Annotated in this window: 19 protein-coding genes, 1 other RNA gene, 1 pseudogene and 1 riboswitch; of the genes and pseudogenes, 16 read left to right on the top strand and 5 right to left on the bottom strand. The window is 64.2% G+C overall.

What is annotated here, in order from left to right; all coding sequences use genetic code 11:
• The first annotated feature begins 25 nt into the window (after positions 1-25).
• From L2I41_RS04870 to L2I41_RS04845, 6 genes are read left to right on the top strand one after another with little or no spacing between them, the layout of a single operon-like run.
• Positions 26-1276 (top strand): phage major capsid protein, encoded by a 1251-nt coding sequence (locus tag L2I41_RS04870; protein WP_237152390.1) that lies wholly within the window; start codon positions 26-28, stop codon positions 1274-1276.
• Positions 1273-1599, top strand: coding sequence for a head-tail connector protein (locus L2I41_RS04865; RefSeq protein WP_237152389.1), 327 nt, complete (start codon positions 1273-1275; stop codon positions 1597-1599). The genes L2I41_RS04870 and L2I41_RS04865 overlap by 4 nt, the downstream gene beginning before the upstream one ends.
• Complete coding sequence (locus tag L2I41_RS04860; protein ID WP_237152388.1) at positions 1596-2138, top strand: HK97 family phage prohead protease; 543 nt, start codon at positions 1596-1598, stop codon at positions 2136-2138. Before L2I41_RS04865 ends, L2I41_RS04860 begins: the two co-directional genes overlap by 4 nt.
• Positions 2135-3346: a phage portal protein gene (locus L2I41_RS04855; protein WP_237152387.1), complete on the top strand. Its 1212-nt coding sequence runs from the start codon at positions 2135-2137 to the stop codon at positions 3344-3346. The genes L2I41_RS04860 and L2I41_RS04855 overlap by 4 nt, the downstream gene beginning before the upstream one ends.
• A 3-nt stretch (positions 3347-3349) precedes the next feature.
• On the top strand, positions 3350-3604 hold the full coding sequence (locus L2I41_RS04850; RefSeq protein WP_237152386.1) for a helix-turn-helix transcriptional regulator: 255 nt from the start codon (positions 3350-3352) through the stop codon (positions 3602-3604).
• Positions 3588-4649, top strand: coding sequence for a tyrosine-type recombinase/integrase (locus L2I41_RS04845; protein ID WP_237152385.1), 1062 nt, complete (start codon positions 3588-3590; stop codon positions 4647-4649). The genes L2I41_RS04850 and L2I41_RS04845 overlap by 17 nt, the downstream gene beginning before the upstream one ends.
• 54 nt (positions 4650-4703) lie before the next feature.
• On the opposite strand, the gene ssrA is transcribed toward L2I41_RS04845, so the two are convergent.
• Positions 4704-5060, bottom strand: a transfer-messenger RNA (tmRNA) gene (gene ssrA / locus L2I41_RS04840).
• Between the two features lie 129 nt (positions 5061-5189).
• Between ssrA and L2I41_RS04835 the strand changes: the two genes are divergently transcribed.
• The 7 genes from L2I41_RS04835 (at position 5190) to L2I41_RS04805 (ending at position 11873) form a co-directional block, all read left to right on the top strand.
• A complete protein-coding gene (locus L2I41_RS04835; RefSeq protein WP_255720117.1) occupies positions 5190-6986 on the top strand; it encodes a methanol/ethanol family PQQ-dependent dehydrogenase in 1797 nt (598 codons plus the stop codon).
• A gap of 1 nt (position 6987) precedes the next feature.
• The gene (locus L2I41_RS04830; RefSeq protein WP_237152384.1) at positions 6988-7287 is read left to right on the top strand and encodes a helix-turn-helix domain-containing protein; all 300 of its coding nucleotides are present in this window, start codon (positions 6988-6990) and stop codon (positions 7285-7287) included.
• A 181-nt stretch (positions 7288-7468) separates the two neighbouring features.
• The gene (locus L2I41_RS04825; protein ID WP_237152383.1) at positions 7469-8797 is read left to right on the top strand and encodes a chloride channel protein; all 1329 of its coding nucleotides are present in this window, start codon (positions 7469-7471) and stop codon (positions 8795-8797) included.
• Positions 8798-9003: 206 nt separating this feature from the next.
• Positions 9004-9232: riboswitch (cobalamin riboswitch) on the top strand.
• A 68-nt stretch (positions 9233-9300) separates the two neighbouring features.
• Positions 9301-9969, top strand: a complete 669-nt coding sequence (locus tag L2I41_RS04820; protein ID WP_237152382.1) for an energy-coupling factor ABC transporter permease — start codon at positions 9301-9303, stop codon at positions 9967-9969.
• Positions 9969-10283 carry an energy-coupling factor ABC transporter substrate-binding protein gene (locus tag L2I41_RS04815; RefSeq protein ID WP_237152381.1) on the top strand — a complete coding sequence of 105 codons (315 nt, stop codon included), beginning with the start codon at positions 9969-9971 and terminating at the stop codon, positions 10281-10283. The genes L2I41_RS04820 and L2I41_RS04815 overlap by 1 nt, the downstream gene beginning before the upstream one ends.
• A 1-nt stretch (position 10284) precedes the next feature.
• On the top strand, positions 10285-11022 hold the full coding sequence (gene cbiQ / locus L2I41_RS04810; protein WP_237152380.1) for a cobalt ECF transporter T component CbiQ: 738 nt from the start codon (positions 10285-10287) through the stop codon (positions 11020-11022).
• The gene (locus tag L2I41_RS04805; RefSeq protein ID WP_237152379.1) at positions 11019-11873 is read left to right on the top strand and encodes an energy-coupling factor ABC transporter ATP-binding protein; all 855 of its coding nucleotides are present in this window, start codon (positions 11019-11021) and stop codon (positions 11871-11873) included. Before cbiQ (L2I41_RS04810) ends, L2I41_RS04805 begins: the two co-directional genes overlap by 4 nt.
• On the opposite strand, the gene L2I41_RS04800 is transcribed toward L2I41_RS04805, so the two are convergent.
• From L2I41_RS04800 to cbiM, 3 genes are read right to left on the bottom strand one after another with little or no spacing between them, the layout of a single operon-like run.
• A complete protein-coding gene (locus L2I41_RS04800; protein WP_237152378.1) occupies positions 11863-12681 on the bottom strand; it encodes an energy-coupling factor ABC transporter ATP-binding protein in 819 nt (272 codons plus the stop codon). The genes L2I41_RS04805 and L2I41_RS04800 overlap by 11 nt on opposite strands.
• On the bottom strand, positions 12678-13535 hold the full coding sequence (gene cbiQ / locus L2I41_RS04795) for a cobalt ECF transporter T component CbiQ (protein WP_237152377.1): 858 nt from the start codon (positions 13533-13535) through the stop codon (positions 12678-12680). Before cbiQ (L2I41_RS04795) ends, L2I41_RS04800 begins: the two co-directional genes overlap by 4 nt.
• 13 nt (positions 13536-13548) lie before the next feature.
• On the bottom strand, positions 13549-14604 hold the full coding sequence (cbiM, locus tag L2I41_RS04790) for a cobalt transporter CbiM (RefSeq protein WP_237152376.1): 1056 nt from the start codon (positions 14602-14604) through the stop codon (positions 13549-13551).
• A 285-nt stretch (positions 14605-14889) separates the two neighbouring features.
• Here cbiM and thyA point away from each other — a divergent pair.
• Positions 14890-15537, top strand: a pseudogene (thyA, locus tag L2I41_RS04785) (thymidylate synthase); the annotation flags it as partial.
• Positions 15538-16255: 718 nt separating this feature from the next.
• On the opposite strand, the gene L2I41_RS21625 reads toward thyA, so the two are convergent.
• On the bottom strand, positions 16256-16516 hold the full coding sequence (locus tag L2I41_RS21625) for a helix-turn-helix transcriptional regulator (protein WP_390633872.1): 261 nt from the start codon (positions 16514-16516) through the stop codon (positions 16256-16258).
• A 655-nt stretch (positions 16517-17171) separates the two neighbouring features.
• On the opposite strand from L2I41_RS21625, the gene L2I41_RS04780 reads away from it, so the two are divergent.
• Positions 17172-18683: an AAA family ATPase gene (locus L2I41_RS04780; protein ID WP_237152375.1), complete on the top strand. Its 1512-nt coding sequence runs from the start codon at positions 17172-17174 to the stop codon at positions 18681-18683.
• A complete protein-coding gene (locus L2I41_RS21620) occupies positions 18670-19023 on the top strand; it encodes a DUF6634 family protein (protein ID WP_390633829.1) in 354 nt (117 codons plus the stop codon). The genes L2I41_RS04780 and L2I41_RS21620 overlap by 14 nt, the downstream gene beginning before the upstream one ends.
• Positions 19024-19026: the final 3 nt, after the last annotated feature.

The following is a 19026-nucleotide window of genomic DNA, read 5'->3' as shown; positions in this document are numbered from 1 at the left end:
TGACCAGCAAACAAGGATGAACACGATGAAGCTTCACGAACTGCGCGAAACCCGGGCCGGCAAAGTCGCCGAGCTTTCCGCGCTCGCTGCCAAGGACCTCGCCGGCAACGCTGGCGAACAGGAAGTTGCCCGCTTCAATACGCTGGATGACGAAATCCGCGCCCTCGACCGCAGCATCGCCCGTGTCGAGCGTGCCGACGAACTGGCGCGCATGGATCGGGCCGAGCCGGTCGGGGGCCGTGAGATGACCCGCGAACTGCGCAATTACAGCGTTTCGCGTGCCGTGCGTGGTCAGCTCGACGGTCGGCTCGACGGCCTTGAGGGCGAAGTGCACACCGAGCTGTCGCGGGGGCGCGAGGTGCGCGGCGTCATGGTGCCGACCGATATCCTCCTCGGCGAAACCCGCGCCCTGACCACCACGACGCCCGCCGGTGGCCCCGGCTCGAACCTCGTGGCGACCCAGCTGTCGGGCGACCTGATCGACCGCTTCCGCCCCAAGCTCGCCGTCCAGGCGATGGGCGCAAAGGTTCTGTCCGGCCTTGTCGGCAATCTCGACATCCCGCGCCAGAAGGGCTCGGGCAGCGCCGGCTGGGTGGCCGAGCATGGTGCCGCGACCCGCTCCGATGTCACCTTCGACAAGGTGGGCCTGACGCCGAAGACCGTTGCGGCGGAATACGAGCTGTCCCGTCGCATGCTGCTGAACGCAACCGCGATCGAGGATATCCTGAAGGCCGACCTTGGCTGGCTGATCGCCCAGGCGATCGACAGCGCCGCGATTGCCGGTGCCGCCGCACCGTCGCCGGTCGGCCTGTTCAACATTGCCGGCGTCCAGACCTATGCCATGGGCACCAACGGTGCCGCGCTCACCTACACCAGCTTTCCCGACATCATCGGCCTGATCGATGCCGCCGACGACAGCGACGGTGCCCGTGGCTTCCTGACCAACACCAAGGTCAAGAAGGCGGGCCTGAAGATTCTCGACGGCATGAGCCGGCCCCTCGGCTGGGATGTGCTGACCGGTGGCGAGCGGATCGTCTTCAGCAACCAGATGCCGTCCAACCTGACCAAGGGCACCGGCACCAACCTCTCCTCAATGATCTACGGCACGTGGTCCGATCTGATCATCGCCTACTGGTCCGGCGTCGACATCGTCGCCAACCCCTACCACTCGGACGTGGCGAGCAAGGGCGGCGTTCTGCTGCACGCCTTCCTCGACGCCGACGTGCAGTGCCGCCATCCCGAAAGCTTCGTCGTGGTCAAGGACATCATCGCATGACCACGATCACCGTCTCCGATCTCCGCGCCCATATTGGCGGCTCCGCCAACGCCAGTGACAGCGAGCTTGATGCGCTTATTCAGGCTGTTGAGACGTGGGTTGCGGCGATCGGCGTCGACCTGACCGGGGTAGTCCCGTCCCCGGTCAGGTCGGCAATCCTGCTGGGCGCTGCCCAGCTCCATGCCCTTCGAGGAGAACCGCAGATCAAGAAGACCGTGACCCAGGATATCGGCAGCCAGGAGTTCGACCGGGAAGCCTCCGACCGCCTGCTGACTGCCACCATTTCCCGCCTGATCGCCCCCTACCGAGAGGTGACGCTATGACCCAGCACGAGCGCCGCGCCGCTCTCCTCGAAATCCGCGCCAAGGGGCGCAAGATCGAAGGCTATGCGGCCACCTTCGGCACCGAGACCCGCATCGGGGCGCGCTTCACTGAGGTGATCGCTCCCGGTGCCTTTTCCGCATCTCTGAAGACCAACGGCGATATCCTCGCCCTGGTCGACCATGACCCGGCCCGGGTGCTCGCCCGCACCCGTTCGGGCACGCTGCGCCTCTCCGAAGATACGCGCGGCCTCGCCTTCTCGCTCGACCTTCCCGACACCACGGCGGGCCGCGACGTGCTGGCGCTGGCCGAGCGGGGCGACCTCGGCGGCATGTCCTTCGGCTTTGCGGTTCGCGACGGCGGCGAGCACTGGCAGGGCGACCACCGCGAACTGCGCGCGGTCGACTTGTTCGAAGTTTCGATCGTCTCCGCCTTCCCCGCCTATCCCGACACCACCATTGCCGCCCGGTCGCGGGTTGCGAATGCTCCGCGCCTGTCGCTGACCCGGCGCTACATCGATCTCATGGAGGCCGGCCGATGAGCTTTCTTTCCCGCTTCCTTGGGCGCGAGCGGCGCGACGTGGCGGCGTCCGATCCCTATCTCGCTGAATATTTCGGCCTGAAGGGCACGACGGGCTATGGCGTTTCGCCCACCGAGGTTGAAAGTAACCTCGCCGTCGCGGCCCGTTGCATCTCGCTCCGCTCGGAGACGATGGCGTCTGTGGGCCTGCACCTCTACCGCCGCACCGAGAACGGTGGTCGGATGCGTGCCGACGACAGCCCGCTCTATGCGGTGCTGCACGACATTGCCAATGGGCGCATGTCGGCCTTTGAGCTTCGGGAGTTCCTGATCCGTCAGTTGGACACCTTCGGCAACGCCTTCGCCCGGATCGAGCGCAATGCGCGCGGTCAGGTGGTCGCGCTCTGGCCGGAACCTTGGGGCAATGTCGGGGTCGAGCGGCTCGCCTCTGGCCGGCTGCGCTACCGTGTGAGCTTTCCGAACGGCGGTTCGGCTGTGTTGCTGGACGATGAAGTCTTGCACGTCCGCGGCCCCAGCCGCGACGGCATCATTGGTCTGTCGCCGATCCAGATCGCGCGCGGTGCCTTCGGCCTTGCCCTCGACCAGAAGCGTACGGCGGACAGCCTGATGGAGAACGCCCTGCGCCCGTCCGGCCTCTTGTCCTTCCCCGACAAGCTCGGCAAGGACGCCCGCGAGGCGATGCGGACGGCGGTGCAGGCCAGCCACGGCGGCAGCGGCAACGCAGGCCGGCTGATGATCCTCGACGGTGGCGCCAAGTTCGACGCCATCACCTTCACGCCCGCCGATGCCGAGTTTCTGGAAACCCGCAAGCTGTCGGCGCTGGATGTCGCCCGCGTCTACGGTTGCCCGCCGACCACCGTGGGCATCACCGACAACGCCACTTACAGCAACGTGGAAGGCGAGAGCACGGCCCTCGTGCGCAACGCACTCGGCCCGCTGGCTGCGCGCATCGAACAGGCGATGATGCGTTGCCTGCTGTCCGAGCAGGCCCGCCGCAGCCTCTACATCGAACACGACCTCTCGGCCCTGCTGCGCGGCGACGTCCAGGCCCGCTTCGAGGCCTACCGCATCGGCCGCGAAATCGGCGCGCTCTCGCCGAACGACGTGCGCCGCCGCGAGAACGAACCGCCGGTCCCCGGCGGCGACGTCTATCACCAGCCCGCGAACTGGGTGCCGCTCGGCACCGTCGCACAGAACGGAGGTGCATAACGAATGGCCGACCGCTTCGACCGCCCGCCATCTTTCATGTCTGTTGCCACACTCGCGCGGGAACTCGACGTGTCGGAGACGACCGTGCACGAGATGGTCCGCCGTGGCGTGCTTCCGCAGCCGCTCCGCCTGTCTTCAGGTTGCGTCCGCTGGAACTGGACTGACGTCCAGGTGGCTCTGAACTCGCTGGCACCGGTTGCAGGCGGCGCGGCGATCGATCCTTTCATGTTGGGGGTGAAAAATGCCGCGCAGACGTAAGGACGCCGTCGTCGCTCTGCCCCCCGGCGTGCATCGCGTAGTGTCGCGCGCCCGGGAGTATTTCTATTATCAGCAAGGAAGGGGCACAAAGTTCCCGGGTGAGCGTATCCGGTTGCCGAACAACCCGCAGTCGCCGGAGTTCTGGAATGCCGTGAGGCAGGCGCAAGGGCTCGGGGGTCCGGTGGCAACGGACACAATGAATGCGCTTGCCGACGCTTACGAAGCGGCATGGCCCGTCCTCCCCCGCAAGCTCAGCGAGGGCACCAAGGCAAAATACCGTTCCTCGCTGGCGATCGTTCGAAGGGCTTGGGGCGACCTGCCGGCTCGCGGCCTGCGCCCTTCTCATGTTCAGGCCCTCATGGACAGCCTTGCAGCAAAGCCGGGCACGGCAAACGGTATGCTCGATGCGCTTCGTTCCATGAGCCGTTGGGCGATGGGGCCGCGCGAATTGCTGGACCGCGACCCGACCCTCGGCGTTGTTCACTTCGAGGCGGGTGAAGGACACAAGCCCTGGTCTCAGGAGCAGCTGCGATGTGCCGATGAGAATTTCACCGGCACGCTTCGGCGCGCCTATGTTCTGATGCGCTTCACCGGCCAGCGCATCAGCGACATTGTTCGCTTGAGCTGGACCGACATCGACGAGGGCGGCTTCGCACTCCGCCAGAAGAAGACCGGCGTTCGCCCCTGGTGCCCGATCTTTCCCGAATTGGAAGCTGAAATGGCGTCATGGGAACGACGCCCTGGTCCCTTCCTGCTGCAAGACAACGGACGGCCGTTCTCGACAAATCAGCTTTGGAAGGTATTCGACGCAGCCCGCGAGAAGCTTCCAGCCCTTGAGGGAGCAGTGCCGCACGGCCTTCGCGCCGTTGCGGTGATTCGCCTTCGGCAGGCTGGATATTCCATCCCCCAGATCTCGGACATGATTGGCATGTCGCCTCCCATGGTCGAACGCTACTGCCGCCATGCCGACCGAAAGGCCGGTGGGCAAGCCGTGCTGCTTGCTCTGTCCGAAGGGCAGAACAAGAACAGAACTGTAAAACATTGAGAAAATGCGAAACACTTTCGCATGAATATCAATAGCTTATGGAGCATGAAATTGAGTGGAGGCTTCTGTTGCCAGGTGCCTCCGGACCCCGCCTGAAAGTGCTACCCCTCAGGACTTGATTCCCAGTACGGGCGCCGCATTACGCGGCGACGGCCACCGGAGCATAGTTGTCATTGGCAACTATAAGTTTAGCCCGATAACGGCGGTACAATGCCGAGTGAAAGAGCCGCCTTTACGCCCTCGTCGATCCTATTTCGCCCCCGCCAAAACCCTTCGTCGCCGAAGGGCTTTGGTGGAGGCGCCGGGTACCGCCCCCGGGTCCGAATGGTTTATTTCGCGATCCGTTTATCACCATAGCCGGATTGCTCCGGCAGGGGACATATAGGATGGATTGCCGGCCGTGTGAAGGGGCTCGGACAGGATTGTCAGACCGGGCGGCAAAGAGCTGCGGACACACAGGCGGATGCGACACAGCCGGCAGTGGCTTCGGCCGGAATTACGCGATATCACGGACAAATCCCCGGGAGGATACTCACGATCATGCCGATAGTCGCCGTCATCCTTGCCTTTTTCCTCGCGCTCTGCCCGGCGCTTGCCAATGACAGCTTGATGGGGCGCATCAAGGATCCGGACCAGTGGGCGACGCCGCTCGGCGACTATGCGGGAACGCGCTATTCCAAGCTCGCCGAGATCAACCGCGACACGGTCAGACAGCTGACGCCGGCCTGGAGCTTTTCCACCGGCGTGCTGCGCGGCCACGAGGGCGGGCCGCTGGTGGTGGGCGGGGTGATGTATATCTCGACGCCCTTCCCCAACGTGGTCTATGCGCTCGACCTCGACCACGACGGCGCGATACTCTGGAAATACCAGCCGGTGCAGGACACCAAGGCCATCGAGGTGATGTGCTGCGACACCGTGCATCGCGGCGTGTCCTATGCCGAGGGCATGATCTTCTTTCAGCAGGCCGACATGACCGTGGTGGCGCTCGACGCCAAGACCGGTGACGTCCGTTGGACCGTCAGGAATGGCGACGTCAATCTCGGCGAGACCGGCACCAGCGCCGTGCTGCCGGTGAAGGACAAGCTGATCGTCGGCATGGCCGGCGGCGAGATGGGCGCGCGCTGCCACCTGACGGCCTACAGCCTGAAGGACGGCAAGCTGATCTGGCGCGCCTATTCCGAAGGGCCCGACCAGGACATGCTGGTCGATCCCGACAAGACGACCGAGCTGGGCAAGCCGATCGGCAAGGACTCCTCGCTCTCCACCTGGGACGGCGATCAATGGAAGATCGGTGGCGGCTGCACCTGGGGCTGGCTGACCTATGACGCCGACCTCAACCTCATCTATTACGGCACCGGCAACCCGGCCACATGGAACCCGGTGCAGCGCCCCGGCCTCAACCGCTGGACCGACGCGCTGATGGCCCGCGACGCCGACACCGGCATGGCCCGCTGGGTCTACCAGATGACGCCGCATGACGAATGGGACTATGACGGCGTCAACGAACTGACGCTGACCGACCGTGATATCGGCGGACGGACTCACAAGCTGATCAGCCATTTCGACCGCAACGGCTTTGCCTATCTGCTCGACCGCGAGACCGGCATGCCGCTCAAGGCCGACGCCTACGACCCCTCGGTCAACTGGGCCAAATCCATCGACATGGACCCCAAGTGCGCCGGTTTCGGCCGCCCCGTGCTCGACCCCGCCTATTCCACCGACGACAACGGCAATGGCGAGGACACGGTGCACGAGGGCATCTGCCCGAGCGCGCTCGGCGCCAAGAACCAGCAGCCGACGGCCTATTCGCCGGAGACGGGCCTGTTCTACGTACCGACCACCCATGTCTGCATGGACCAAGAACCCTTCCGCGTGAACTATACCGCCGGCCAGCCCTATGTGGGTGCGACGCTGACGCTCTATCAGGACAAGGCCAGCCCGCACATGGGCGGGCTGATGGCCTGGGACCCGCTCAAGGCCAAGGTGATCTGGGAAAAGCCGGAAGCCTTCTCGGTCTGGTCCGGCGCGCTCGCCACCGCCGGCGGACTCGTCTTCTATGGCACGCTGGACGGCTATCTGAAGGCGGTGGACGCCAGGACCGGCGAGGATCTGTGGAAGTTCAAGACGCCCTCGGGCATCGTCGGCAACGTCAACACCTGGTTCTGGCGCGGCCATCAATATGTCGGCGTGCTCTCGGGTGTCGGTGGCTGGGCCGGCATCGGCCTCGCGGCGGGATTGACAGATCCGGCTGACGGCTCGGGCGCGGTGGGCGCCTATGAGGGGCTTGGCAAATATACCGCAGCGGGTGGCGTCCTGACGGTGTTCGCGTTGAAGTGAGGTGGTTTCCCCGCTGGAAGAGTCGAGGGACGTCGCCCTCTATGACGCGCACAAGCGGGAGTTTGCCGAAGGCGGCGACGTGGTCCTGCCCGCCGAAGCAAGTGCCTTGCTCCTCAAGAGCAACAGCCGGCCGCGCGCCGTGCGGCTGTGGCGCGGGCTGACGCAGGTGGATCTCACCGAGAAGGTGGGAATTGCGCGAGGCTATCTGTCGGAGATCGAGAGCGGCGCCAAGGGCTGCTCGGCGGAGACGCTGACCGCACTGGCGCGGGTGCTGGCCGTGCCGGAACGCTGGATCGGATGACGCGGCTTCGCGGTGTGATGTGCTGTAAACGGCCGATCACAATGTCGCCATCGGGCGGCAAGCCGGCCCGGGCGCGATTGACAAGCCCGCGCTCACGGGCGCAGGAGCACGTGTGGTGCGATCGCCGCCGCTGCGGGACGAGATCTGTTGCGCACCAGGACGCCAGCCCATCGAGCCCCTCATGACGCGCTTTCGCAAACGGCAAGTCTACTATCGCTTCTCGAGATTGGGCGCCTGGCGACTGCAGCAGCGGGCGCTGTTCGTCATCGGCGGAATTCTGGTGGGCGCTGTGGCGATCCTGGTGGCAAGACTCGCCGATCAGGCGCAAGCGGCCTACCGCTGGATGCTGTCGATCAGCCCTTATGCGGGGCTCCTTGTGACGCCGCTTGGCTTTGCCGCCGCTGTCCATGTGGCCCGCACCTGCTTCCCCGGTTCGCAAGGATCCGGCATCCCGCAGGTGATCGCCGCACGCCGGCTCCCTGCAGGGCACTCTCGCCACCACCTCGTGTCGATCCGCATTGCGGCGGGCAAGATCGGACTGCTGCTCTTCGGTCTCCTCTGCGGCGCCTCGACGGGACGCGAGGGACCGACGGTGCAGGTCGGAGCCGCCATCATGCAGGCCGTGGGACGGCTGGCGCCGAGCCGGCAATCCGGCTTTCTGCTGGCCGGGTCGGCAGCGGGCGTCGCCGCCGCGTTCAATACCCCGCTGGCCGGCATCGTCTTCGCCATCGAGGAAATGAGCCGCTCCTTCGAGATCCGCGCCAGCGGTCTCGTCATTGCCGCCATCATTGTCGGCGGTCTGACCGCCCAGGCCCTGACAGGCGACTACACCTATTTCGGATCATCCTATCTGCACATGGCCAGCGGCACGCAATGGCTGGCGGTTCCGGTGACGGGCGCGATCGGAGGCCTCATGGGCGGCCTGTTCGCGCGCTGCAATGTGGCTGTCGCCCGAGGCCTGCCGGGACGTCCCGGCCTCTGGATCAAGGCGCATCCCATCATCACCGCCGCGCTGCTCGGCCTGCTGGTGGCGGGGTTGGCGCTGCTGTGCGGCGTGGAACTGGCCGGCACCGGCTATGAGCAATCGCGCGACGCGCTGCATGCCGTCAATCCGCAGCTGAGCCTCTGGTATGGCCCGGCGAAGTTCGTGGCAACGCTGGCGTCGGCGGTGAGCGGCATCCCCGGCGGCGTCTTCTCCCCGTCGCTCTCTGTCGGGGCGGGCCTCGGGGTCGATATCGCCCATGTCCTGAACATCGAGACGATCGGTTCGGTCGCCCTGCTCGGAATGGCCGCCTATCTGACCGGCGTCATCCAGGCCCCCATCACCTCCTTCGTCATCGTCGCCGAGATGACAGAGAATCACGGCATGCTGCTGCCGCTGATGCTGACGGCTCTGATCGCCCAGGCGACGGCCAGATGGGTCTGCAAGGACGGCCTCTATCATCAACTGGCCGATCTCCTGGTGCCGCACGCCAGCACGTCGACCAGCGACCGACAATCGCCGGCCTGAACGCGGCGGCATGTCCGCCACGACCGGGCCAACGGCGGAAATACCGGCGACGCGGATGGCGGCGGTGCACGGGCGTGCGATCGAGGTTGGAAAATCGCCAATTGTGCCAAGGCCTTCGCTGCGGACGCATCACTCCCGAGGTCCGGGCACCAGTTGCGACCAGCTCGCAATTATTGCAGCTGCACCTTGACGCCCGCGGCGGCATCGGAATAATGGGTGGCGATGGTTCCCGTTACAGGGACTAACAGGGAACACGGTGCGGGACCGATGAGGGACCAAATCCGTGACTGCCCCCGCAACTGTGAGCGGCTAGGAACTGGTCGAAAAGCCACTGGCGGTGCCTCTTCTTTCCACGAGGGGCAGACTTGAGCCGGGAAGGTGACCAGCATCCCGTGATCCGTGAGTCAGGAGACCTGCCATCGACGGTGTGTGCGTGACAAAGCCCGGGCGGGGTGCCCCGGAGCAAAACATCGCGACACGTTGCATGTGGAAAGGTTCTACTGATGCATATCATGGAAGGGTACCTGCCCGCGGCCCATTGCGCCGGCTGGTTTGCCGTATCCGCCCCCTTTGTGATCGCCGGCGCAATCCGGATCCGCAAGATCGTGGCCGAACGCCCGCAGGCGCGCATGACGCTGGCAGCCTCCGGCGCCTTCACTTTCGTGCTCTCCGCGCTGAAGATGCCGAGTGTCACCGGCTCCTGTTCGCACCCGACCGGCACCGGTCTCGGGGCCGTGGTCTTCGGCCCCTCGGTGATGGCCGTGCTCGGCGTCATCGTGCTGCTGTTCCAGGCGCTGCTGCTGGCCCATGGCGGACTGACCACGCTGGGCGCCAACACGTTTTCCATGGCGATCGTCGGCCCCTGGGTCAGCTACGGCCTGTGGCGCCTGGGCGGCAAGGCGGGATTGCCCGCAGCGGTTTCGGTGTTCCTCGCCGCGTCGCTGGGTGATCTTGCCACCTACATGACCACGTCGGTGCAACTGGCCCTCGCCTATCCCGACCCGGTGAGCGGCTATGTCGGTGCCGCCCTGAAATTCTGCGGCGTGTTCGCCATCACCCAGATCCCCCTCGCCATTGCCGAAGGCCTGCTGACCGTGGTCGTCATCGACGCTCTGGCCGGCAAGACGTCCGGCGCCGACAAGGTCGGCTTCCTTGCAGGGGAGACGCGCTGATGGCCGCACATCGTTCCTTCTGGCTTCTCGGGGCCGTGGTGCTGATCGTTGTCATCCCCCTGATGATGGGCGGAGAGTTCTCCGGCACGGACGATCAGGCAAGCCAGGTGATTGAAAAATCGCAGCCGGGCTATCAGCCCTGGTTCACGCCCCTGTGGCGGCCGCCGAGCTCGGAAATCGAGAGCCTGCTGTTCGCCCTGCAGGCAGCCCTCGGCGCCGGCGTGATCGGCTATGTGATCGGCCGACGACATGGTCAGACCAAGGACCAGGACGCCGACCGCAGCCCCTCGGACACGCGCCGCACGGTCAAGTGAGATGGCCGCCTCGACAATCGATCGGGCGGCGGCACTCAATCCCTGGCGCAAGCGACCGCTTGGCGAAAAGGCAACCCTCAGCATCGGCATGCTCGCCCTTGCTGTCGGCTTGCCGCCCGGGGCGGGTGCCTGGGCCGTGGGGGCGATCATGCTGGCCGTCACCTTCATCGGCGCTCGCGTGCCGTTCCGGCTGTGGCTGATGACGGCCCTGGCGCCCATGGGCTTTCTGGCGACCGGGGCCGCAACGCTGCTGGTCAGCGTCAGCTCCGGGGGGATTGCCTTCGCGCCGGCCGGCGTGCCGGTGGCCTTGCATCTGGCGATCCGCTCGCTGGCGGCTCTCACCTGCCTGCTGTTCCTGGCGCTGACCACGCCCGTCAGCGACATGCTGGCCGGGCTGAGGCGCTTGGGGCTGCCGCGCGAGATCGTCGACATCGCGCTGCTCACCTATCGCTTCGTCTTCCTGGTCGCCGATCAGGCCGCCGCCATGAGCCACGCGCAGGACGCCCGCCTCGGGCGAGCGACCCGCCGACGCTGGCTGGTATCGCTGGGCCTTCTGGTGGCCAACCTGCTGCCGCGCACGCTGGATCGGGCGCGACGGCTCGAAACGGGATTGGCTGCGCGCGGCTGGGACGGGGAAATGCGCGTGCTGAGCGACAGCCCGAAGGCGTCGCCGTCGGTCCTGATCTTCATCCTGGCGCTGGAGGCCCTGGTGGCCGCAGCGGGAGTGCATTTTTCATGACCGCACTTGTGGCCGAAAATCTCACCTACACCTTTGCCGGTGGGGTGCCGGCACTGAAGGGGTTGAGCCTGTCCATCGCCAGGGGGCGGCGGCTTGCCATCCTGGGCCCGAATGGCGCCGGCAAGTCGACGCTGTTCCTGCACCTCAACGGCACGCTCCAGCCGGACAGCGGCCGGGTGCTGGTGGCCGGCGAGCCGGGCAGCTACTCGCGCAAGGGCCTGAGCGACTGGCGCCGCCGCGTGGCACTGGTGCTGCAGGACCCAGACGACCAGCTGTTTGCCGCCACTGTGGCCGAAGACATTTCCTTCGGCCCGCTCAATCTGGGCCTCTCGGACGACGAGACGCGGAACCGGGTGAACGAGGCGCTCGAGGTCCTGAAGATCGGCGACCTCAGGGATCGGGCCACGCACATGCTCTCGGGCGGGCAGAAAAAGCGCGTGGCCATCGCCGGCGCCATCGCCATGCGTCCGGACGTGCTGCTGCTGGACGAACCCACCGCCGGCCTCGACCACGCGGCCTCCATGCATCTGATCGCCCTGCTCGACCGCATGGCCGAGGCGGGCATGACGCTGGTGTTCTCCACCCATGACGTGGATCTGGCGCTGCGCCTTGCCGACGACGTGGCACTGTTCAGCGACGGCCGCGTGATGGCAGAGGGGCCAGCGGAGACCATCCTCAGCAATCGCGCGCTGCTGGAAGAGGCGCACCTGCGGCCGCCGCTTCTGACCGAGCTTGGCCTGAAAGCGCGCGCCTTGGGACTGCTTGCTGCCGAGGACGCCCTGCCGCGGGACATCCAGGGTTTCGAAGCCCTGATGGCGCGGTGGCAGGAGCGCTCCGAAATCAGGTCGTAGCACCGCCGTCGGGCGCGGCGTGCAAATGGCCATGCAGCGCGGCGGCGGCGATGCCGTGGCTGTGGCGATGCTCGAACACCAGATGGGTGCGGCGCAGGAGATCGATGTCGTGCAGCACGTCGAGCGTCGGCGCATCGGCGGCGACCTTGCCCCGGTCGAGCACGATCGAGCGATCGGAAATGTGGTCGATGATGTCGAGGTCGTGGATGGCGGTGATGACCGTCTGGCCCTCGCGCAAGCCATGCGACAGGAAGGCGACGAGATCGGCGCGGCTTTCCGGATCCAGGGCGGCGGTGGGCTCGTCGAGCAGCAATACGTCCGGTTCGGTGATCAGCACCGAGGCGATGGCGACGCGCTTCTTCTCGCCGCCCGACAGCCGATGCGGCGAGCGATCGCGTAGGTGAGTGATGCCGAAGCGATCGAGCATGGCATCGATGGCCCGGCGGACGCGCGCCGTGTCCCAGCCGAGTTGCAGCGGTCCGAAGGCAAGCTCGTCGAGCACCGTGGGATTGAACAGCTGGACATCAGGGTTCTGGAAGACGAGGCCGACGCGCTGGCGGAAGGCGAAGTTGGTGGCCTCCTCGGCAAAGGCCGCTTCGGTGAGCGGTCCGCCCAGGGCCAGCGCCGTCCCGCCGACGGCAAAGACCAGCGCATCCATCATCCTGAGCAAGGTGGACTTGCCGGACCCGTTGGCGCCGAGTAGGGCAACGCGCTCGCCGAGACCGATGGAGAAGCTGACGCCGTCGAGCGCCCGCTGCGACCGGTAGGCATAGACGACGTCGCGGAAATCAAAGGCGGATCCGCTCACAGGCGTCCTCCGAGGATGGTGGCGGCGACGGCCAGCGTCGCCAGGAGAAAGGCCCAGTCGGACGGCCGGGTGCGGAACTCGTCGAGCAGGCGCACCTCGCCGCGATAGCCACGCGCGATCATGGCGGCATGCACCTCGGTGCCAAGGGTCAGCGTGCGCGACAGCAGCATGCCGATCATGGTCAGCATCAGGCGTCGCCGGGCCGGGCCGTCGAGCGGCGCCATCAGCCGGCTCTGTCGCGCTTCCGCCATCTGCAGCGCCGACTGCATCAGCACGAAGATATAGCGGTGGGTCATGCCGAGAATGGCAACGACCGCAGCGGGCATGCCGAGACTGCGCAGGGCCTTGAGGACATGCGGCCAGGGCGTGGTGAGCACCAGCAGCAGCGACAGCGTCGCCGCCGTCTCGGCCCGGCCGATGACGAAGCTGGCGCTGCGCAGGCCTTGCAGGGTGATCGGCCAGCCGAAGAGCGGCAGATGGGCGATCGTCTCGCCCGGCACAAGGACAAGCGCCGGCAGCACGATGACGCCCGAAAACAGGAACACGCCGATCCACACCTGGCGGACCAGTCTGGCAAGGCGGATCTGGGAGACCACAGCGAGGCCGACGGCCAGCAGGAACAGGGCCGCCAGCACCGTCAGCCTCTGGGTCGAAACCGCCGCGACGATCAGCGCCAGCAGCGACACCAGCTTGAGGCGCGGATCGACGCCCTGCAGCAGACCGGGCAAGGCCGAGGTCGTCTCCGCCTCGAGGGAATGGGTGTCGGCGCCGATCAGGCCGAAGATCAGGCTTTCGAGCAGACCGCGCCGCTTCTTGCCGCGACAGGTACAGACACCATAGGCCGGATCCTCCATGCTGCCCTGCCTATCAAGCGCTCTGGCTTCTGCGATCGCGCAGCGCCCCGAAGCCGACGAAGACCAGCAGCACGAGACCACTGCCCATCACCGCCGAGAGGATGTAGCCGAGGCGCTCGTCCTTGAGGAAAGCCGGTGCGTAGTCAGGGATCGGAGCCGACCAGACACCCGACAGGCGCTCGAGACCGGCGGGAACGGCGGCGGGTGGCGCCACGTTGCCGGAGGCGGCGGCGATCTCCTGCCGGACGGCGGGATCGGCAAAGTCTTCCGCGCCCCATTCGCCCCAGGCCGTACCGGCCGCGAGCAATCCGAGCGGGCTGAGCAGCATGAAGAGGCCGAGCCCGAACCAGAGGCCACGGGTCTGCCCCCATCCGCGCTCCGCCACGTGACGGCTGGCGGTGAGATCGAGGAGTTCCGGCTCGTAGCGCTGGAGCACGGCAACCAGCCCCGCGGCGGCCACCGCCTCGGCGATACCGGCGATCGTCAGGTGACCGATCATCATCGCCGGTACGGCAATCGACAGGGGATAGGGCGCATAGAGCGGCGCGCCGGTGGTATCGTGGAACAGCATCGGCTGCAGGCCGAACGCGATGGCCGCGATCAAGGCAGCCATGTTGATGCCGACATAGCCGGCAACGCCCGCCGCCACCACGCGGCGGACCGAGGTCAGCGCCGAGCGACCGGCGATCACCTGATAGACGGCGTAGGCGACGAAGGGGCCGACGATCGCCATGTTGAAACAGTTGGCGCCAATGGCGGTGATGCCGCCGTCGCCGAAGAATACCGCCTGGATCAGAAGTGCAATGGAGATCGACAGCACCGCCGCCCAGGGGCCGAGCACGATCGCCGCGACGGCCAAGCCGACCGCGTGGCCGGTCGTCCCGCCCGGCAGCGGCAGATTGAACATCATCACCACGAAAGAGAAGGCCGAGACGACGGCCATCAGCGGCACCAGCTTGGTGTGCAGCTGCGCCTTCACCTTGCGCGAGGCCACATACCAGAAGGGCGCCGCCATGGCGAAGGTGGCCGCGCAGGTGCTGGGGGAGAGATAGCCGTCAGGAATATGCATGGCTCAACCTTCCAAACGCCTTGAGAGCCGCGAAAGAGTGGCCCCGAAGGTAGAGCCGGAACAGGGGCGACGTCAACGAAAAGGTATGAGGAAAATTGTAGTTCCTCATACTTATATCCTGAACCAAAATGGCAACAACCCATGCGGGGAACGGGGCCTTCGAGCGACGTCGGGAGCCGTGGGCATCAGACGCGTCTCCTGGGGAAAACAGTCGAATCGGGACAAGACGGGACATGATCTGCTAGTAAGAACGAGACACACCCGAGGTCCATCGCTCGGGACCGCATGGACAGGAGCGCAGGCGTGCGTCACCCCGAATACCAGTATCTCGACCTCATGGAATTGATCCTTGCCAAGGGGGATCAACGTGTTGACCGTACCGGCGTCGGCACGCGCTCGCTGTTCGGTGCCATGCTGCGCTTCGATCTCTCGGACGGCACGCTGCCAATCCTGACCACCAAGCGCGTCTATTGGAAGACGGCGATCAAGGAGATGCTCTGGTTCCTGACCGGTGGCACCAAGCTGCGGCCGCTGCTCGCCGACAATGTGCGCATCTGGACCGACTGGCCACTGGCGAAATATCGCAAGGCGACGGGGGAGGACATCGACCAGGCAACCTTCGAGGCGCGCATCCTGTCTGACGACGCCTTTGCCGCCGAATGGGGCGAGCTTGGCCCGATCTACGGCAAGCAATGGCGCCGGTGGCTCGGCAACGACGGGCGCGAATATGACCAGATCGCCGATCTGATCCGCATGCTGAAGACCACGCCGGCCAGCCGCCGCATGCTGTTCCACGCCTGGAACGTGGCGGAGTTGCCGGACATGGCCCTGCCGCCCTGCCACATGGTCTATCAGTATCACGTCACCAGCGACGGCCGGCTGAACGGGATGCTCTACCAGCGCTCCTGCGACGTGTTCCTCGGCCTCCCGTTTTTTTCCGGCATAACGATTCACAAAATTCACTAATTATTTTTAAATTCAATGATTTACGGGAAATATCCGACAATAACACTATGATCAGCTAGTTAGCCCAAACCACAAGAAATCTCTGGCAGACAGGCCCATATAACTCACAGCTCCCAGAGCGGAAACGCAACCCTATCCGTTGCGGGATTTCTCACAGCCGGCGAGAAAAGCAGGTAACTCTATCGGTTCCGTTGCTACTTTTGAATTTGCATACCTCGATCCGCGCTACAGACACGCGAAGGGGCCGTCTGTTCCCCGAACCGCATGCTGCCTGACGAGCGGAAAGCCCACCTAGTGGAGCTCGCAAAACCCGCAACCGCCATTTCCTCTCGACGCAACGGGGTCAGTCGGGCATGCTTATGGATGATCATTCAGGGTTTCCGATCCAAGAGCTGAGGTGTGGTAACTCCAGTCTCCACAATCTACCCGAATGGACAACCTCCCGAAAGTTCACAACTAGACGCACAATTTGAGAAGATTTATATAGTGCAGTAGTCTCAATCTTCGTCCGGCGTTAAGATCAGGCTTCTATTAGAGAGGGAATTGGACTCGGCCGAAGGCCGGTCTTATAGGCCTTGATCCTGAGATACGCTGTTCTGTAGCGCCAATTTGCTTCGCGATCCCGGGGCCAGACGTCCATTACGAACAGAGGACAATTAGTGGCCATAAAAACTACTTGTCGAGCTTAGTCGTCAACCTGGGCGCGCCCTGGTTCCGATAATCGTTCTTTTGCCGATACCCGAAATCTAATTCTACCAAGGTATTCATCGACCTCAGTCGCTACTTCGACTCCCATGGCGGCGAGACATAGTCTGAGTTTTTCGACCGTTTTCGTTGATGTCGATTTGCCCTGTTCCATCCGAAAAATGGTCGCACGGCTAACGCCCGCCGCATCGGCTAGCTCACGCTGCGACATGCCGAGGGCTCGGCGACCGGCCCTTATCATCAAGTTCAGATCACTCATGGCCCTGCGTGGCAGCTGACGAACTCACCAGTTCTGGGGCAGTCGGCTGAATGCGTCAAACGAGTGCTTTTTGAATCGCAAAACGAATCCATATGGACTCATAAAAGATGCTGTGTGGATTCATTTGTTGTTGACGAGCTCATTGGCGAGGGCATACTCCACCTTGTCGCTCAGTGATTCGCGCGTCTATGCGAACGGATTTGGAGTCGCAATGCCTCGTTGGAAATCGATAAAACGCGAGAAGCGTCGCCCCATCTCCGCGCTGGATACGGCGGGGCAGCACCAATTCTCAAGTGTATGCGTCTGGGCAACCCTGATCTCATCAATTCGGCATCTATTGAAGCGGATGGAGACGGGACCTGTGACTGTGGTCTGTGTCGCTCCTGCAGGGACTGATCCAGCTCTCTACCAGATTGCGTGGGACGCTCTGTGCAGAAAGCTCGCGTGGAAGCTAAGCGACCCACGGAGCGTCTCCGGCAAGACATTCCTATTTCCGACAGACAAGGCGAGCGCCAATGGACCGACGACTGACGAGAGATGGTGCGCAGGGTTTGCTTCCGACCTCTCAGACGTCCCAGCTTCCTTTGCTTCATACGTGGAGGATGTAATCTCAATTCGGCCCGTCTCGGCGCGTGACTTGCAGGCAGCCGCAAGACTGACCGTCGGTTTTGAGCTTGAATCAACCGAGGTCTTGGGCATCGCCACATCCAATCTTCCGGCGTATGACCACATTTTTCAGATTGGGCGAAAGCCGGAGCAGGTGGTAAAGGCCGTGAGACGCGTAACAGAAGCTCTCGGCCAAAGAAGCGCCACGCCGAGGAAGGAAACGCTCACGCTTGACGAACTCCCCGGTATGGGAACCGCCACGATTTGGGCGAAAGAAGTGATTCGCGATTTGGAGGACTGGAAGGCCGGTAAGATAAAGTGGGCCGATGTGGACCGTGGCATCGTCCTTTACGGTCCGCCGGGAACAGGAAAAACCACCTTTGCAAAGGCGATAGCAGGTTCCGCGAAGATCCCATTAATCGCCGGAAGCATCGCGAAATGGCAAAGCTCAGGGCATCTTGGCGACATGCTCAAGTCGATGCGTAGCGCTTTTGCCAGCGCCGTAAGGCAAGCTCCGTCAGTCCTACTGATTGATGAGATCGATGTCGTCGGCGATCGAGCGAAATTCGACTCGCAGCATCGTGACTATGACAACAAAGTGGTTGCGGCTCTACTCGAACTGCTCGACGGAGCGGACACGCGCGAAGGTGTTATCGTCATCGGTACATCCAACTTCCATCCGCCAGACGTACTCGATCCGGCCCTCATTCGGCCTGGCCGCCTTGAGGCATGGATCGAAATTCCGATGCCCGACTGCCGTACCCGAATTGAAATTATGAGGTACCACGGCGCGACGATACCGGACGTAGAACTCGCACGGATAGCGGACAGAACCGAGGGAAGGACCGGCGCAGATCTGGAAGCTCTCGTTCGCTTCGCCAAGCGCTTCGCGCGCCGGGCCTCTCGTCCACAGCGCTTCGACGATTATCTGCTCGCGCTTCCGGTCGTCCATCCTTTACCGGAGCAGATCAGACGCCGGGCGGCCGTTCATGAATGCGGTCATGGACTTGCGGCTGTCGTTCTGGGCCATGGACGCCTGGATAGCATCAAGATCTTGCGCGAAATCGCTTCGGACACGGGGCAGATCGCGGCTGGCAGAACCACATTTGAAGCATCTCTGTTCGGCTCCCGGTCTCGATCAGAGATTCAAGACGAGATCGTTGTGATGCTCGCCGGTATGGCCGCAGAAGAACTGGTGTACGGAGACTGGACCGAGGGATCGGGTCTTTCGGAGTTGTCGGATCTCGGCCAAGCGACCTCGCTCGCGCTCTATATGGCCGGCACGCTCGGAATGAGCGGATCGCTCGCTCGGATTATCGACGATCCTACCAAGGTTCGGCATATGGATAGTGGCCTAAGGCGCAGTGTTGACGAGGTTCTGGCAGTCTGTATGGAGCGTGCTAGAGCAATCGTTCGCGGAGGCAAGAATGCCCTCATGAGGATGTCGGAGTTGCTCGTCACCGAGAGCGAGCTGACCCTTTCCACAATCCGTTCCATAATTGACGACGACATTCTCCCGGAGGCTCTCAGTGATCGACATTGACAATCCCACCTCGCTTAGCGGCGGGGGGGCACTGGACAGGGAAATCGTCCGGCTGGAGCGATTGCTGGCCGATCTTCGACATCTGCGGGATCGAGGCGAACCGGATGAGGTTTCCCTTCATGTAGCGCCGGTACTCGATGGGTGGTCAATTGCGTTTGCGTCAGTTCCGTGCCTGGTGGGATGCGTAACGGGTCACCCTATCCTCGCTGGGGCGGGTCGCTACATTGCCACAAGCGATCTTTGCGTCGTCTCTGCGCGCGGAAAATGGGGGCGAACGCGGTCGAGATACTATCAGCTGGGGAGCAAAAGTGAGTTAACCCCTCGGATTGTTCTTTCGTAAATG

It is taken from the genome of Oryzibacter oryziterrae (genome assembly GCF_021864535.1).
GTDB classification, from domain to species: domain Bacteria; phylum Pseudomonadota; class Alphaproteobacteria; order Rhizobiales; family Pleomorphomonadaceae; genus Pleomorphomonas; species Pleomorphomonas oryziterrae.
The sequence above is the reverse complement of the archived record's forward strand: the minus strand, read 5'-3'. Positions and strand labels throughout refer to the sequence as shown.